The 15,634-nt window shown below is 57.7% G+C and carries 16 protein-coding genes; 10 read left to right on the forward strand and 6 right to left on the reverse strand.

Annotated elements, in window-relative coordinates; all coding sequences use genetic code 11:
- Window positions 1-3 precede the first annotated feature (3 nt).
- Both AC1ME2_RS24870 and AC1ME2_RS24875 read right to left on the reverse strand, forming a co-directional pair.
- Window positions 4-2,526: an ABC transporter permease gene (locus AC1ME2_RS24870; protein ID WP_480437654.1), complete on the reverse strand. Its 2,523-nt coding sequence runs from the start codon at window positions 2,524-2,526 to the stop codon at window positions 4-6.
- Window positions 2,526-3,209, reverse strand: a complete 684-nt coding sequence (locus AC1ME2_RS24875) for an ABC transporter ATP-binding protein (RefSeq protein WP_480437655.1) — start codon at window positions 3,207-3,209, stop codon at window positions 2,526-2,528. Before AC1ME2_RS24875 ends, AC1ME2_RS24870 begins: the two co-directional genes overlap by 1 nt.
- Before the next feature lie 10 nt (window positions 3,210-3,219).
- On the opposite strand from AC1ME2_RS24875, the gene AC1ME2_RS24880 reads away from it, so the two are divergent.
- The 3 genes from AC1ME2_RS24880 to AC1ME2_RS24890 all read left to right on the forward strand — a co-directional run bounded on the left by AC1ME2_RS24880 (window position 3,220) and on the right by AC1ME2_RS24890 (window position 5,222).
- Window positions 3,220-3,825 carry an arylesterase gene (locus tag AC1ME2_RS24880; RefSeq protein WP_480437656.1) on the forward strand — a complete coding sequence of 202 codons (606 nt, stop codon included), beginning with the start codon at window positions 3,220-3,222 and terminating at the stop codon, window positions 3,823-3,825.
- Between the two features lie 55 nt (window positions 3,826-3,880).
- Window positions 3,881-4,174: a hypothetical protein gene (locus AC1ME2_RS24885; RefSeq protein WP_480437657.1), complete on the forward strand. Its 294-nt coding sequence runs from the start codon at window positions 3,881-3,883 to the stop codon at window positions 4,172-4,174.
- Between the two features lie 85 nt (window positions 4,175-4,259).
- Window positions 4,260-5,222, forward strand: a complete 963-nt coding sequence (locus AC1ME2_RS24890; RefSeq protein ID WP_480437658.1) for a L,D-transpeptidase family protein — start codon at window positions 4,260-4,262, stop codon at window positions 5,220-5,222.
- Between the two features lie 137 nt (window positions 5,223-5,359).
- Here AC1ME2_RS24890 and AC1ME2_RS24895 read toward each other — a convergent pair whose 3' ends face one another.
- Window positions 5,360-5,611 carry an Lpp/OprI family alanine-zipper lipoprotein gene (locus AC1ME2_RS24895; RefSeq protein ID WP_480437659.1) on the reverse strand — a complete coding sequence of 84 codons (252 nt, stop codon included), beginning with the start codon at window positions 5,609-5,611 and terminating at the stop codon, window positions 5,360-5,362.
- A gap of 623 nt (window positions 5,612-6,234) precedes the next feature.
- Between AC1ME2_RS24895 and AC1ME2_RS24900 the strand changes: the two genes are divergently transcribed.
- Window positions 6,235-6,516, forward strand: coding sequence for a GNAT family N-acetyltransferase (locus AC1ME2_RS24900; protein ID WP_480437661.1), 282 nt, complete (start codon window positions 6,235-6,237; stop codon window positions 6,514-6,516).
- Window positions 6,517-6,578: 62 nt separating this feature from the next.
- On the opposite strand, the gene AC1ME2_RS24905 is transcribed toward AC1ME2_RS24900, so the two are convergent.
- A complete protein-coding gene (locus tag AC1ME2_RS24905; protein WP_480437663.1) occupies window positions 6,579-7,655 on the reverse strand; it encodes a 3-deoxy-7-phosphoheptulonate synthase in 1,077 nt (358 codons plus the stop codon).
- Between the two features lie 262 nt (window positions 7,656-7,917).
- Here AC1ME2_RS24905 and AC1ME2_RS24910 point away from each other — a divergent pair, with 262 nt between their 5' ends.
- The 5 genes from AC1ME2_RS24910 (at window position 7,918) to cysB (ending at window position 11,844) form a co-directional block, all read left to right on the forward strand.
- Window positions 7,918-8,253: a YbbN family protein gene (locus AC1ME2_RS24910; protein ID WP_480437664.1), complete on the forward strand. Its 336-nt coding sequence runs from the start codon at window positions 7,918-7,920 to the stop codon at window positions 8,251-8,253.
- 15 nt (window positions 8,254-8,268) lie between these two features.
- Window positions 8,269-9,222 carry a putative 2-dehydropantoate 2-reductase gene (locus AC1ME2_RS24915; protein ID WP_480437666.1) on the forward strand — a complete coding sequence of 318 codons (954 nt, stop codon included), beginning with the start codon at window positions 8,269-8,271 and terminating at the stop codon, window positions 9,220-9,222.
- A gap of 21 nt (window positions 9,223-9,243) precedes the next feature.
- Window positions 9,244-10,149, forward strand: coding sequence for a 5'-nucleotidase (locus tag AC1ME2_RS24920; protein ID WP_480437667.1), 906 nt, complete (start codon window positions 9,244-9,246; stop codon window positions 10,147-10,149).
- Window positions 10,150-10,244: 95 nt separating this feature from the next.
- Window positions 10,245-10,733 (forward strand): universal stress protein, encoded by a 489-nt coding sequence (locus tag AC1ME2_RS24925; RefSeq protein ID WP_480437668.1) that lies wholly within the window; start codon window positions 10,245-10,247, stop codon window positions 10,731-10,733.
- A gap of 136 nt (window positions 10,734-10,869) precedes the next feature.
- Window positions 10,870-11,844, forward strand: coding sequence for an HTH-type transcriptional regulator CysB (gene cysB, locus AC1ME2_RS24930; protein ID WP_480437670.1), 975 nt, complete (start codon window positions 10,870-10,872; stop codon window positions 11,842-11,844).
- Window positions 11,845-11,924: 80 nt separating this feature from the next.
- Here the strand turns inward: cysB and AC1ME2_RS24935 are convergent, their stop codons facing one another.
- Window positions 11,925-12,659 (reverse strand): phosphoadenylyl-sulfate reductase, encoded by a 735-nt coding sequence (locus tag AC1ME2_RS24935; protein ID WP_480437673.1) that lies wholly within the window; start codon window positions 12,657-12,659, stop codon window positions 11,925-11,927.
- A gap of 165 nt (window positions 12,660-12,824) precedes the next feature.
- On the opposite strand from AC1ME2_RS24935, the gene thrH reads away from it, so the two are divergent.
- Window positions 12,825-13,442 (forward strand): bifunctional phosphoserine phosphatase/homoserine phosphotransferase ThrH, encoded by a 618-nt coding sequence (gene thrH / locus AC1ME2_RS24940; RefSeq protein WP_480437674.1) that lies wholly within the window; start codon window positions 12,825-12,827, stop codon window positions 13,440-13,442.
- A 587-nt stretch (window positions 13,443-14,029) separates the two neighbouring features.
- Here thrH and pabB read toward each other — a convergent pair.
- A complete protein-coding gene (gene pabB, locus AC1ME2_RS24945) occupies window positions 14,030-15,373 on the reverse strand; it encodes an aminodeoxychorismate synthase component I (RefSeq protein ID WP_480437675.1) in 1,344 nt (447 codons plus the stop codon).
- Window positions 15,374-15,634 lie beyond the last annotated feature (261 nt).

The following is a 15,634-nucleotide window of genomic DNA, read 5'->3' on the forward strand; positions in this document are numbered from 1 at the left end:
TTATCAGCCATCACGCAGCACCGTCAGTGGGCTGACATTCAAGGCGCGGCGGGTGCCGAACACTCCAGCACTGCCTACCAGCAGGGCGCCGATGATCGGCAGTAGCAATAGCCATGCATGCGGATGCCATTGAAGGTCGAAGGCATATCGGTACAGCGCAAAGCTCACCAGTTCGCAACCCAGCGCAGCCAGCACGCCACTGGCCGCGCCCAGCAGGCCAAACTCGATACGCCGTGCCTTGATCAACAGCGCCCTTTCGGCGCCCAGTGCGCGCAGCAGGGCACCTTGGCGAATGCGTTCTTCGAGGGTTGCTTGCAAGCCGGAGAATAAAACGGCGAGGCCTGCTGCCAGCACGAACAGCAGCACGTACTCCACGGCTATCGTCACCTGGGCCAGGATGCTGCGCAGTTGTGCCAGTAACGCTTCGACTTGAAGAATGGTCACCGCCGGAAAGGCGCGAGACAGCTCAACGATTTGTTGGTCGTTACCGGGCGCCAGATAGAAACTGGTCAGGTAGGTGGTCGGTAAATTCTTGAGTGTGCCGGGCTGGAAAATCATGAAGAAGTTGGGTTGGAAGTTGTCCCAATTAACATCACGCAGACTGGTGACTTCAGCCTCTCGGGTGATTCCGCCGACGATAAAACTCATGCGGTCGCCGAGTTTTAGCTTCAGGCTTTCGGCCAACTTTGATTCCACCGACACACCAGGAATTTGCTCGGTAGTGGGCGTTGCGGCAGGGGTTGTATTCGTCCACCAGTTGCCAGCGCTCAGGTGATTGCCCTGCGGCAGGTCGGCGGCCCACGTCAGGCTGAGGTCTCGTTCAGTAGCGTTTTCGCCACGTGAGTCCTTGCTCACGAAGTTGCGCACGGGCTCGCCGTTGATGCTGATCAAGCGTCCGGGCACGATGGGGAAAAGCGGCGCGGCATGGGTGGAGAGGCCGGCCATCCGTTCGGTGAAGGCGTCTTTGTCTGCTGGGAGAATATTGAGCACGAAATAGTTCGGTGCATCCTTGGGTAGCTGATTTTGCCAGGTATCGAGTAGCTCCCCGCGCAGAAGGGCGATCAGCCCCATGGACAGCAAGATCAGACCGAATGCCAGCGATTGCCCGGCGGCGGCCAAAGGCTGGCGCAGCAGTTGACCCAGACCCAGCCGCCAGGGCAGCGACGCGCCAGCCAGCAAACGACGCAAGCTTTGCAGGACGAGCAGCAGGAGGCCACCCAAGACGACAGTGGCAATGATGCCCCCGCCCAGAAGGGCGAAGGTCAGTACCAGATCCAGGCTCAGGCGCCACATGATCAAGCCCACCGCCAGCAGCGCGGCCCCATAGACCAGCCATGAGCTGGGCGGGGTAGGCAGCATGTCTCGGCGCAGCACGCGCAAGGGCGGCACGCGGCCCAGTGCAGCCAGTGGGGGCAGGGCAAAACCGGCAAGGGCAACCAGCCCCGTGCTAATCCCTGCGATGGCGGGGAGCACGCCACCGGGCGAGACGGCGGCAGGTAGCAGGTCGTGCAACAAGGCAAACAGACCTAATTGCGCGAACCAGCCCAGCAACGCCCCGCTGATGCTGGCCAGCAGCCCAAAAATCGCCAGTTGCAGGCTGAACAGGATCAGGGTTTCGTTGCGCGACAGGCCCAGGCAGCGCAACAAGGCGCTGGCATCGAAACGTCGTGTTGCAAAGCGGGCGGCCGATAGGGCCACTGCAACACCGGACAGCAAGACGGCGACCAGACTGGCCATGTTCAGGTAGCGCTCGGCCTTGCCCAGCGCGCCGCCAATTTGTCGATTGCCGTCGCGGGCGTCATGCAGGTGTTGATTGGCAGCCAGTCCCGGAGTGATCGCCTGACGATAGGCTTCCAGAGATTCATGGCTGCCACGCCAGAGCTCACGATAGCTGACCCGGCTGCCGGGCTGAACGACCCCGGTCGCTGCAAGGTCGGTCAGATTGATCATCACCCTGGGTGTAAGGCTGTAGAAATTTCCGGCGCGGTCAGGCTCGTAAGTCAGCACTCGACTCAGGCGCAAGGTCTTCGAACCGACGTCAATGCTGTCGCCAACCTTTAGATTCAGTGCCGCGAACAATCGTGATTCGGCCCAGGCCTCCCCCGGCTTCGGTCGGCCACCGGGTTCTTCCACCTGGTACGGCGCGGCGGCACTTTTCAGCTCGCCACGCAACGGGTAAGCGGCGTCGACTGCTTTCACGCTGGCCAGTTGAATACCCGCGTCGGTGGCAATCACGCTGGAAAACTCGACGACCTGGGCGTGGTCCAGGTTCAGGGGCTTGCCCGCTTCAATCTGCGCCGGTTGCGCGGGGCTGGTGCCCTCGAGGATCAAGTCTGCGCCGAGAAACTCGGTAGCTCGCAGCAACATCGCGCCGTTGAGGCGTGCGCCGAAATAGCCGATGGCGGTGCTTGCAGCGACGGCGACCAGCAAGGCAAAAAATAACACCCGCAACTCCCCGGCGCGTGCGTCGCGCAGGAGTTGTCGGGTCGCAAGGCTCAGCAGCCGAAGAAACGGTAAGCGTGCCATCAGGGCTCCAGAGGGGGGACCAGTCGGCCCCCTTCGAGACGGATCAGGCGCCGGCAGCGATGCGCCAGACGTTCGTCGTGGGTGACCAGGACGAGGGTTGTGTGGCGCTCTTTGTTCAGTTCGAACAGCAGATCGCTGATGCGCTCACCCGTATTGCTGTCGAGGTTGCCTGTCGGTTCATCGGCAAACAGCACATCCGGGTCGGCCGCAAAGGCGCGGGCAATCGCTACGCGTTGTTGCTCGCCGCCGGAAAGCTGGCGCGGTGAATGAGTCAGACGCTGACCCAGACCTACGCGCTCCAGTAACGTACGGGCGCGCGCTCGAGCATCCTTGCGGCCTTCGAGTTCCATGGGCAGCATGACGTTTTCCAGCGCATTGAGGCTGTCGAGCAATTGAAACGACTGGAAGACGAACCCAACGTGTTCGGCGCGGATGCGCGCACGCCGGTCTTCGTCCAGATCACTGAGGTTACGTCCTGCCAAGGTGACCACGCCGGCGCTGGGCAGGTCGAGCCCGGCAAGCAGGCCAAGGAGGGTGGACTTGCCCGAACCCGAGGCGCCGACGATGGCCAGGCTGTCGCCCTTGTTCAATTCCAGGGAGAGTTCGTGCAGGATGGTCAGATCACCTTCGGTGCTGGGGACCACTTTGCTAAGGTTCCGAGCACTGAGAATACTTTCGCTCATGGAGAGTCCGATGCGTGTGTGGTTTTTAAGTGCTGGCCTGGGCTTGCTGTTGCTCTCTCAAGGCGTGGCGGCGGGCACAGTGCTGGTCGTTGGAGATAGTATCAGCGCAGCTTTCGGCCTGGATACCCGCCTGGGTTGGGTATCGTTGCTGGAGCAGCGACTGCAGAAGGAGGGTTTCACCGATAAGGTGGTCAATGCCTCTGTCAGCGGTGACACCAGTGCTGGCGGTCAGGCACGGCTGCCAGCGCTGCTTGCAGAGCATAAGCCTCAGTTGGTAATCCTTGAGTTGGGGGGCAATGACGGCCTGCGTGGACAGCTGCCTGCACAATTGCAACAAAATCTTGCGTCGATGATTCAGCTGTCGCAGAAGGCAGGGGCCAAGGTGCTGCTTTTAGGGATGCGCATACCACCTAATTACGGTGCTCGCTACACGACGGCTTTTGCGGCGGTTTACAGCAATCTGGCAGCGCAGGAAAACGTTGCGCTGGTGCCGTTTTTTCTCGAGGGCGTGGGCGGTATTCCCGAATTGATGCAGGCGGATGGTCTACACCCGGCTGTCGCGGCACAGGGCAGGTTGCTGGAAAACGTCTGGCCGACGCTAAAACCGCTGCTTTGATGCTTTTCTAGTGGCGGACTTTGGGCTAAGGTGTCGCCCCGATTTGGAGCCCCCAATGCAGCGTCCCGCCTGGTCATTATTTGCCTATCAACTGATCGAACCTGATGAGCAGCTCGACTTGTTCGCGTGTCAGGAAGTGCGGGTGCATTTGATCGCACGTCAGCTCGAGTTGGGCGGCTCGATCGACCGTACATTGTGTGGCACGTTGTTGCCCGCACAACCACGCTGGTCGAGCGTCAATTCAGCAAAACTGCGTGATGAACGCTTATGTTCGCTGTGTCGCGCGATTCTTGAGGCCCAAAAGCGAGGCACGCGTCCTATCTGGCCAGAGCTCCGATTCAGCCAGTAAATCGTTAGCCACCTCCCGATTTTATGGGCAGCAGTGTACAATTCCGTTACTTTATTTCACGTCGTTTATACCAAGGACTTCCCTGATGTTGTCGCGCATTCCCGCCGTCACCCGCTGTCTGTCGCTTGCTGCGCTCTGTGCGGCGGGCCCCGTTGCTGCATTGGAGTTTCCTCTGCCTCCTCCCGGCGAAGATATCGTCGGTCAGGTTCAGACCGTGACTGCTAAATATGAGGATACCTTCGCGGACTTGGGTACCCAGTACGATTTGGGTTATCTGGAGATGATCGCCGCTAACCCGGGTGTCGATCCATGGTTGCCGGGTGCTGGCACCCAGATCGTACTGCCGACGCGTTTCATTCTGCCGCCAGGCCCACGTGAAGGCATCGTGATCAACCTGGCTGAATACCGCCTCTACTATTACCCCAAAGGCCAGAGCGTGGTTTATACCTACCCGCTGGGGATCGGTCGTGAAGGTTGGGGCTCGCCAGTGGCGGTGACTAAAGTGACAGCCAAGACGCCGAATCCGACCTGGACACCGCCGGCTTCGGTCAAAGCCGAACATGCCGCTGACAATGATCCGCTGCCTAACGTGGTGCCAGCAGGTCCGGACAACCCACTGGGGCCGTTCAAGTTCGGTCTCGGTTTGCCGGGTTACCTGATCCACGGTTCGAACAAAAAGTTCGGTATCGGCATGCGCACCAGCCATGGCTGCTTCCGCCTGTACAACAACAACGTGCTGGAAATGGCTGGCATTGTGCCGGTCGGTACGCCTGTGCGGATCATGAATGAGCCTTACAAGTTTGGCGTCAGTGGCGGCAATGTCTACCTGGAAGCGCATACGCCTCTGGACGAAAAAGGCGATCCATCGGTAGTCGACAAGCACACTGCGGTGATCAATGCCTTGCTCAAGCGTGAGGATCTGGCCAACAACCTGCGAATGAACTGGGATGTCGTGCGGGATGTGGTCGCTGCCGAGGACGGTATGCCGGTAGAGATCGCTGTACCGAGCAGGTCCGTGGTGTCGAATACACCGCCAGATATGCAGTAATCACCTGCTGATGAGCCTGTGTGCCGTGCCTTGAATCAAGGCGCGGCACACAGGTTTTTTATTGCCTGAGATAAAACGAGGGGAATAAAAAAGCCGATCCAGAACTGGATCGGCTTATCAATAATCTCGAAAGACTATTACTTACGGCTTGCTTTGTCCAACATGCGCAGAGCGCGCTCATTGGCTTCGTCAGCAGTTTGCTGAGCTTTTTGAGCAGCAGCCAGAGCTTCATCAGCCTTGCGATAGGCTTCATCAGCGCGTGCTTGGGAGCGAGCTGCTGCGTCTTCGGTAGCAGTCAGACGAGCTTCAGTTTCTTTGGAAACGCTGCTGCAACCAGTGGCCAGAAGTGCAGCCAGAGCCAAAGCAGAAAATTTCAGAGCAATGTTCATTGTGTTCACCTTCCAAGGACTTTCTAATGAAATAGTCATCTCTCGAAAGTGAGAATATGACCGCCGTACATACTACCCATTGTTTGTAGTAAGTAAACGGACGAAGCGCAAGAAGCGGGTAAATTTTTCGAATTTCATAGTGTGACGCACAACTTCCCTGGCTTTTCGTATGAAAATTATCCAATCGCCGCGCATGCACTTGGTGATAGTCGCTCTAAATTCGCCAAGGCTCAAGCGCGCCATTGACCGGGAACGAAACAGAAAAACTGATGGGCAGGCTAGTGTATGGAGTCGCTCCATTGCCACTATTCCATGCCTGTCATGAGTTTGCCTTTTTACCCTGGTAAGGGGTGACTTCCTGCTCGCGAATTCGTCTCAATCTGCAGCATCCGGCAATATTCACTTCAACTGTCAGAGCCGCCGTCGAATTTTTCAGCGCTCCCCGTTGCAACAGCTTGAGCAAATACAGCAATGACGCCTACTATTTGAAGGTGCTCGTGTGTTGGAGAATAGCAACGCTGTTCTTGGTGTCCAAAACAGGCGCATGGGTGGCGTAGAGGTTCCTTCGCCGGGAAAACATCGGTAAGGTAGAGGTCTAATTTCAAGACCCGCGAGGAGTAGTGATGAGCGAGGCGTTGTCTATCCACCATGACCAGGCTGGTCACCAGTTCGAGACCAATGTGGACGGTCATCGTGCCTATCTGACCTACATGGACCTAGGTAAGCAGACCCTGGATATCTATCGGACTTTCGTGCCCAACGCACTGCGAGGTCGAGGTATCGCTGCGGCATTGACCGAGCAGGCGCTCGCCTATGCCGACAACATGGGCTATACCGTGATTCCGTCGTGCTCTTATGTCGAACGGTACATGGAACGCCATCAGCGTCATGCGGCGAAAATCTGATTCGCGTACAGGTACAATAAAAAACGCCAAGCATTCGCTTGGCGTTTTTGTATCCACAGCAATCAGCTACGTTGGCGCTTTGGCAGCACGTCCTTGAGTTTGGCGTGCATGCTGCGCAGGGTTTTTTCGGTGCTTTCCCAGTCGATGCAGGCATCGGTGACGGACACACCGTATTGCAGCTCTGCAAGGTCTTTAGGGATCGACTGGCTACCCCAGTTCAAGTGGCTTTCGACCATCAGGCCGATGATTGACTGGTTGCCTTCGAGGATCTGATTGGCGACGTTTTCCATCACCAGCGGTTGCAGAGCCGGGTCTTTGTTGGAGTTGGCGTGGCTGCAGTCGACCATGATATTGGGGCGAATGCCTGCCTTGTTCAGCGCTTGTTCGCACACCGCGACACTGACCGAGTCGTAGTTCGGCTTGCCATTGCCGCCGCGCAACACCACATGACCGTAGGCGTTGCCTTTGGTGGTGACGATGGACACGCCGCCTTCCTGGTTGATACCCAGGAATCGATGGGGGCTGGAGACTGACTGCAAGGCGTTGATGGCAACTGTCAAGCCGCCATCAGTGCCATTCTTGAATCCGACCGCTGAAGACAGGCCAGAAGCCATTTCTCGGTGGGTCTGCGATTCAGTGGTGCGTGCGCCGATGGCCGACCAACTGATCAGGTCCTGCAAGTACTGCGGAGAGATCGGGTCGAGGGCTTCGGTGGCTGCCGGCAGGCCCATTTCGGCCAAATCAAGCAGCAACTGACGACCAATGTGCAGGCCATCCTGGATTTTGAACGAGTCATCCAGGTACGGGTCGTTGACCAGGCCTTTCCAGCCGACGGTTGTGCGCGGTTTTTCGAAGTACACGCGCATCACCAGATACATGCTGTCAGACACCTCGGCAGCAAGGGCCTTGAGGCGATTGGCGTATTCGTGGGCAGCCTTGATGTCATGGATCGAGCACGGCCCGATCACGATGAACAGGCGGTGATCCTTGCCGTCGAGAATATTGCGGATCACTTCGCGGCCCTTTGTCACCGTGCGCAGAGCCGCGTCGGTGAGCGGGATTTCGCGCTTGAGCTGATCCGGTGTGATCAGGGTTTCGTTGGAAGCAACGTTGAGATCGTCAATCGGTAAATCAGCCATCGTGTTACTCGTCAGGTCACGGGTGCTGGCCGCCAACGATCCCCGTGCGGCGGAGCCCAGCACGATTGAGCACAGCGGGGACCGGAACCTTAGCGCGTTATCCGGTTGTTCGACAATGGGCAAACGCGGGTTTAGCCCGTGACGCAGATCAACTGCAGGCGCTGCCAAAGGCTGCAGGCGGCTACAGAGGGCCATCTCAAGGGAGTTTGCAAGCGAGGCCGTCGGGACGGATAGTGTGCAGCCTATCCTCAGGACGTCTTTTGTGAACGAATTGGAACTGACCGATTTCGATGTGGATCACCGTTTGCTGGAATTACCGGGCACCTCGCTGGTCATTTTTACTAGCATCGGATGTGCCAGTTGTCGCTGGGCCAGACAAGAACTGCCCGGCTTTGACCTGCCCATCGAGCGCGTGTGCTGGATTGATGCCGCAGAAAATGGGGGCGTGGTTCAGCGTTATCAGGTTTTTCATCTGCCAGCAGTGTTCGTGGTGCGCGACGGAGCGTTTTATGGGGCCTTGCACGCTCGACTGACCCTGCCTGAGCTCCGCGCGGGATTGAGTCGGGCGTTGAGCCTTGACGCTGATGAGTTGCCGTAATGAGGAGTTTTCAGGGTGAGTGAAGCGAAACGAGTACGGATCGGAATTATAGGGACCGGTGCGATCGGCGGATTTTACGGTTTGATGTTGGCCCGCGCCGGCTTTGATGTGCATTTTCTGCTGCGTAGCGAGTTCGCTGCGGTTGCACAAAACGGTCTGCAACTGGACAGTGCCGTTCATGGCACTCTGACATTGAGTCCGGTCCAGGCCTATTCCTCGGCAGCAGACATGCCACCTTGCGACTGGTTGCTGGTCGGCACCAAAACCACCAGCAACGCAGGCCTTGCTCCGGTCATCATTCAGGCGGCGGCACCTGGCGCGAAAGTGCTGTTGCTACAGAATGGTCTGGACGTCGAGGACGATCTGCGACCGTTGCTGCCGGAATCGCTTCACCTGTTAGGTGGCTTGTGCTTTGTCTGTGTCCACCGTACGGCACCGGGTGTTATCACGCATCAGGCGCTGGGCACGGTAAATCTGGGGTACCACAGCGGCCCGGCAACTGACTCGACCGCTCAGATGAGCATCGCTGAAGAGGGCGCCGAGTTGTTTCGCAAGGCCGGGCTGGAATCCCACGCGATGTCCAACGTGCATCAGGCGCGCTGGCAGAAGCTGGTCTGGAATATTCCCTATAACGGGCTGTCTGTCCTGTTGAGTGCGAGTACCACTCCGTTGATGGGCGATGTCAGTAGCCGGGCGTTGATTCAGGCTGTGATGAAAGAGGTGGTGCAGGGCGCCCAAGCCTGCGGGCATACCTTGCCCGAAGGTTACGCTGAGCATATGTTTGCCGTGACAGAAAAAATGCCGGATTACTGGCCAAGCATGTACCTTGATTATCGGGAAAAGCGACCACTGGAGCTGGATGCGATCTATGCCAAACCATTGGCTGCGGCGTTGAAAACCGGACATGACATGCCGAAAATTCGGGCGTTATATCAAGCATTGGCGTTTATCGATGCGTGTAACTGCTAACTCAGCCAGACAGGGAGTGATATGGCTACAGGTTTAGGAAACAAATTGGTCCTGGCGATTTCTTCGCGAGCATTGTTCGATTTGCGCGAAAGTCATGCGGTGTACGTGGCTGACGGCGTGGAGGCGTATCGCCAATACCAGATCGAGCACGAGGAAGAGATCCTCGAGCAGGGCGATGCCTACCTGTTGGTGGAAAAGCTGTTGAGCCTCAATGCCAGGCTTGAGGCGTCTCGGGTTGAAGTGATCCTGGTTTCGCGCAACAGTGCCGATACCGGCTTGCGGGTATTCAATTCGATTCAGCATTACGGTCTGGACATCACGCGTGCTGCTTTCGTTGGAGGGCGCAGTCCTTATCCCTATCTGGCGGCGTTTGGTTGCCATTTGTTTCTCTCGACCCACGCGGAGGATGTGCGCAGCGCTCTGGAGGCCGGTTTTGCCGCAGCGACCATTTTGTCAGGCGGCGCACACCGCGCGGCCAGCGCTGAATTGCGCATCGCGTTCGATGGTGACGCCGTGTTGTTTTCCGACGAATCCGAACGGGTCTATCAATCCGGTGGGTTAGAAGCGTTTCAGGCCAGTGAGCGTGAGTCAGCGCGGGAACCTTTACGCGGGGGGCCGTTCAAGCCCTTCCTGGCAGCATTGAACGTGTTACAGCGCGAGTTTCCCGAGGATGCTTGCCCGATTCGCACCGCGCTGGTCACCGCGCGCTCGGCGCCGGCTCATGAGCGGGTGATCCGTACATTGCGTGAGTGGGACATTCGCCTGGATGAGTCGTTGTTTCTGGGCGGTCTGGAGAAATCAGCCTTTCTTGAAGCCTTCGCGGCCGACGTGTTCTTCGATGATCAGCCGGGGCATTGCGAAAAGGCGCGCGACGTTGTCGCGACGGGCCATGTGCCACATGGCATCAGCAACGAAGTAAAACCTTGAGCCGTTGTCTTCTCGAGAGGCCGCTGCCGCCGCAGTCGCCAAGGCGCTGCTAAGCTGAATCAATCTCCGCCATTCTTGGCAGTTGAGGAGGTCGTATGATTCGTTCGATGCTGTATGCCACTGACCTCGGTCTTTATGCTCCCTATGTACTGCAGCATGCCTTGGCGCTGGCGCGAACCTTCAACGCCGAGCTGTATGTGATTCATGCGGTGGAGCCAATGGGGTTGTTCGCCGAGTCGGTGTTGCAGAGCTACCTTGATGAGGACGCGTTGAAAGAGTTGCACAGCCAAGGCTTGAACACGGTTATGGAAACAATCGAACAGCGCGTTCTGGACGGTTTTCGCGATGAGTTAGGGGAGGGTCATCAGGATCTTGCGTTGATTCGCACGGTGCGGGTGATGCAAGGGGATCCTTCCAATGTGATCCTTGAGCAGGCGCAAAAGCTGGCCGTTGATCTGTTGATCGTCGGCAGCCATAGCCGTGGCACAGAAGGCGACACGCCACTGGGTCGTACCGTAGCCAGGGTTCTGCAGTTGTCGGAGGTTCCTGTTTACATGGTGCCCATGCATCGAGGGCACGAATAAGTATGCTGGTCGTTGAAGCCAAGCGTGCGATTACTGTCTGGAAATGATAAAAAGATCTAGCTTTATTCTTCCAACCATTAATATAGTTATATACCGTCGCTGATGACCGTGGCGTCTACCGCTTTGAGGGATACATATGAAGCTTCAACAACTGCGCTACATCTGGGAAGTGGCGCACCACGACCTCAACGTTTCCGCTACGGCCCAGAGCCTGTATACCTCGCAACCAGGTATCAGTAAGCAGATCCGCTTGCTCGAAGACGAGCTGGGCGTCGAAGTTTTTGCTCGCAGTGGCAAGCACCTGACCCGCGTCACACCGGCCGGTGAACGAATCATCACCACTGCTGGCGAGATCCTGCGTAAGGTCGAGAGTATCAAGCAGATCGCCCAGGAGTTTTCCAACGAGAAAAAAGGCACGTTGTCGATTGCCACCACTCACACCCAGGCGCGTTATGCCTTGCCGCCGGTGATCAGCAGCTTCATCAAGCAATACCCGGACGTTGCGCTGCACATGCATCAGGGTTCGCCGATGCAGATTGCCGAAATGGCCGCCGATGGCACCGTGGATTTCGCTATCGCCACTGAAGCACTGGAGTTGTTCGGTGATCTGGTGATGATGCCGTGCTACCGCTGGAACCGTTGCGTCGTGGTGCCACAGGGACACCCACTGACCAAGGTGCCAAAGCTGACGCTGGAAGTGCTGGCTGAATACCCTATTGTGACTTACGTCTTCGGGTTCACCGGTCGATCAAAACTGGACGAGGCGTTCAGCCACCGTGGCCTAACCCCGAAAGTGGTGTTCACCGCCGCCGATGCGGACGTGATCAAAACCTACGTTCGTTTGGGCCTGGGCGTCGGTATCGTGGCGAAGATGGCCGTAGACGCCAAGCTTGACAGCGATCTGGTGGTGCTTGATGCCAGCGAACTGTTTGAAGCGAGCATCACCAAGATCGGCTTCCGTCGCGGTACCTTCCTGCGTGGTTTCATGTGCGACTTCATCGAGAAGTTCGCACCGCACCTGACCCGCGAAGTGATGGCCAAAGCCATCCAGTGCCATAACAAGCAAGAGCTTGAAGAGCTGTTCGACGGTGTCGAGTTGCCGGTGCACTGATCACTATATGTGCGGTGCCAGATACACCGAGTGAAGCCATTCGCAGCGGGACGTGTCCCGCTACGAATGCGGCGTCAGCCTTACACCTTGGCGATCAGATTCCCTGAGTGCAGTCCGCATTCTTTCTGCGTGGATTCTTCCCACCACCAGCGGCCTTCGCGTTCGTGCTGGTTCGGCAGCACGGGCCGTGTGCAAGGCTCGCAGCCGATGCTGATGAAGCCGCGCTCATGCAAGGTGTTGTAAGGCAACTCCAGCATGCGGATATAACCCCAGATCTCTTCGCTGGTCATTTGTGCCAACGGGTTGAACTTGTACAGCGTGCGCTCAGGGGTAGAGAACGCGCTGTCGACTTCCAGGACGGCAACCTCGCTACGCGTGCTGGGGCTCTGATCCCGACGTTGGCCGGTGGCCCAGGCAGTAACGCCTGCCAGCTTGCGACGCAATGGCTGGATCTTGCGGATGCCGCAGCATTCACCATGGCCATCCTTGTAGAAGCTGAACAGACCCTTTTCCTTGACGAACGGTTCGAGCACGCTCTGATCCGGAGAAATCAGTTCGATATCAATCTTGTAGTGCTCACGCGTCTGTTCGATGAAACGATAGGTTTCGGGGTGTAGGCGACCGGTGTCGAGGCTGAACACTTTGACGTTCTTGTTCAGCTTCCAGGCCATGTCCACCAGCACCACATCTTCGGCACCGCTGAATGAGATCCACAGTTCATCACCGAAATGCTCGAAGGCCAGTTTCAGGATGTCCTGTGCAGATTTGTTGGCGTAAGTCGCTGCGAGTTCGGCGACGTTAAAGGGTAGGCTCATCAGGCGGCTTCCTAACAGGTATGGCGCTTCGCGCTCGTAATGGTTGTAATAGTAACAAAATCTTTTGTGCAATTGCCGGTTGGCGTAAGGGCGCGCCGCTGGAAATAATTGATCAGACGACCTAAAGTGCCGCTTCTTTTTTGAAGTCCCCTCTAGGAGTGCTCTGTGGAAATTGCCTGTCTCGACCTGGAAGGCGTGCTGGTCCCGGAAATCTGGATCGCCTTTGCTGAAAAAACCGGTATCGAATCGCTGAGGGCGACCACCCGGGATATTCCCGATTACGACGTACTGATGAAGCAGCGCCTGCGGATTCTCGATGAACACGGCCTGAAGCTTTCGGACATTCAGGAAGTGATCGCGACCCTCAACCCGCTGGAGGGCGCCATTGAGTTCGTCAACTGGCTGCGCGAGCGTTTCCAGGTGGTGATTCTGTCGGACACCTTCTACGAATTTTCACAGCCACTGATGCGTCAACTGGGCTTTCCGACGTTGCTCTGCCATCGCTTGATCACCGACGAGACCGGCCGTGTCGCCAGCTATCAGTTGCGTCAAAAAGACCCTAAGCGTCAGTCGGTTTTGGCGTTCAAGAGCCTGTACTACCGTGTCATCGCCGCCGGTGACTCGTACAACGACACCACCATGCTTGGCGAAGCGGATGCAGGCATCCTGTTCCATGCGCCGGATAACGTGATCCGCGAATTCCCGCAGTTTCCGGCCGTGCACACCTTCGAGGACCTGAAGAAGGAATTCATCAAGGCGTCGAACCGCGAATTGAGTCTGTAAATGCGCTGGCGCTGATTCTGTGGGAGCAGGTCTGCGAAATGCCCCTTCGCAGGCAAGCCCGCTCTCATCAAAATGCTTTTTAATCCTTTAAAAACAATGATTTGGCGCTTTTCTTCGTGTGAATATCCGGCATATGTGGTTGCTGTGCTTATGGTTTCGCTTTTACAGCGAGGAACCTTTTACAAACGCCGGAATGCCGGACCACAAAAAGGTACCCCAAAACGCTTGCCCCGCCATACGGATCCTCGCTTAAGCTCGGATTTCCCTCGCTCCGGCGTTGCTCCGGGGGGCGCCGCAAGGGGCCATCCATGGCCCCGTGCGGCTAACTCGGCGTCCTTGCCTCGTTACCCCCTGCGCAACGCCTGCGCTCGGCCTTCTGGAAACGGGGCCTCGCCGTAATTCGGCAGTCAATTCACTCAAAAACCAAAGGCAAATCAAGATCCCGGTGGGAGCGAATTTATTCGCGAAGGCGTCTCATCTGACACGCCACCACTGATCACGACACACAAATCACAACCTAGTTTGCTGCGCGACAGCGCAGCGTTGAAGACGCGGCGAGGCCTCCCACAGGCTTGATCTGGTGCAAATTAAAGCGCCTGCAGCGTATCGAGCAGTACCCGCACCTTGGTGATCGATTCTTGATATTCGGCTTCGCACTCCGAGTCGGCGACAATGCCGCCGCCGCCCCAGCATGAAACCCGCCCATCTTTGACCAGCAGGCTGCGAATAGCGATCGAGCTGTCCATCTCGCCGCGTACGTCCAGGTACATCAGCGACCCGCAATACAAGGCCCTACGCGTAGGTTCAAGCTCGTCGATGATCTGCATGGCGCGGATTTTTGGCGCGCCAGTGATCGAGCCACCGGGGAAGCTGCCAGCGATCAAGTCCAGGGCATCTTTGCCCGCCGCCAGTTCGCCGGTCACGCTGCTGACCAAATGGTGCACGTTCGGGTAACTTTCCAGGCTGAACAGTTCCGGCACCTTCACCGAGCCAATCTTGCAGCTGCGCCCCAAATCATTTCGCAGCAGATCGACGATCATCAGATTCTCGGCCCGGTCCTTGGCGCTGGCCAACAGCTCAGCCGCATAGGCGGCGTCTGCTTCTGCATCTTGGCCGCGCGGGCGGGTGCCTTTGATCGGGCGGGTCTCCACCTGATGGCCACTGACCAGCACGAAGCGCTCCGGAGACAGGCTTAACACGGCGTCTCCGTCGGGCAAGGTTTGATAGCCTGAAAACGGCGTTGGGCAGGCAGCGCGCAGCGCGCAGTACGCCGCCCATGGATCACCCTGATAATCAGCCTGGAAGCGCTGGGCGAAATTGACCTGGTAACAATCACCGGCCTGGATATACGCCTGGATACGCATGAAGGCGTTGCGGTAATCAGCGGCGCTGAGGTTTGCCTTGAAGGTAGACGTCAGCGTGAAGGTCGCCGGATCAGCGTCCTGCTTCAGTGTGAACAGCGCCCGCAAACGTTGCCGCTCGCCGTCGGCCAAGGCAGGGTGGAACACCAATTGACTGGTGCCTTGCTGGTGATCGCTGATCATCGCCCAGGCATAAACCCCCAGCCGCGCATCGGGCAGTTGCAGATCGTCGATGGCGTAAGCGAGCTGGGGTTCCAGACGCCGGCCAAAATCGTAACCGAGGTAGCCGATCAGCCCGCCAGCGAAAGGCAGAGGACAGTCTTCGGGCAGTTGCGCGGTGCCTAGCTGCTCGAGACTTTGACGCAGACGTTGGAGGAAGCCGTTGCCGGTTTCCTCAGGCTGCACCAGCAACTGCTCTACAGGCCATGCGCTGAGCAGATCGAACCGCCCACGCTCGGCGCTCGGTCTGCCGCTGTCGAGCAGCACCGCCCCCGGAGCATGGCGAACTCTCGAAAAATATTCGGCGGGATTGGCGCAGTACGGTAGCGGGTATACGGAACAGGTCAGCATTCGCAGAAAATCGGTCATCGGCGTGAGGGCGGCGATTGTAATCCTCTACAGAGCGGTGTCCTAGGGGCATGTCACGGATGGCTCGGCGCCAAAACCCGCAGGCCCCTACCGTTCAGCGGAATGTGCTCGAAAAGATGGCCGACCTGTCATTTCTGACAGTATCCAGCGAGCGCAGTCGGCGTTCTAATTTCGATCAGGTCTTGACCGACTGGGCAGGTCGGTTTGATTGCAGTTGTCTCCGTTCTATCGCATTGCATCGCA

It is taken from the genome of Pseudomonas sp. ASL9 (genome assembly GCF_056680335.1).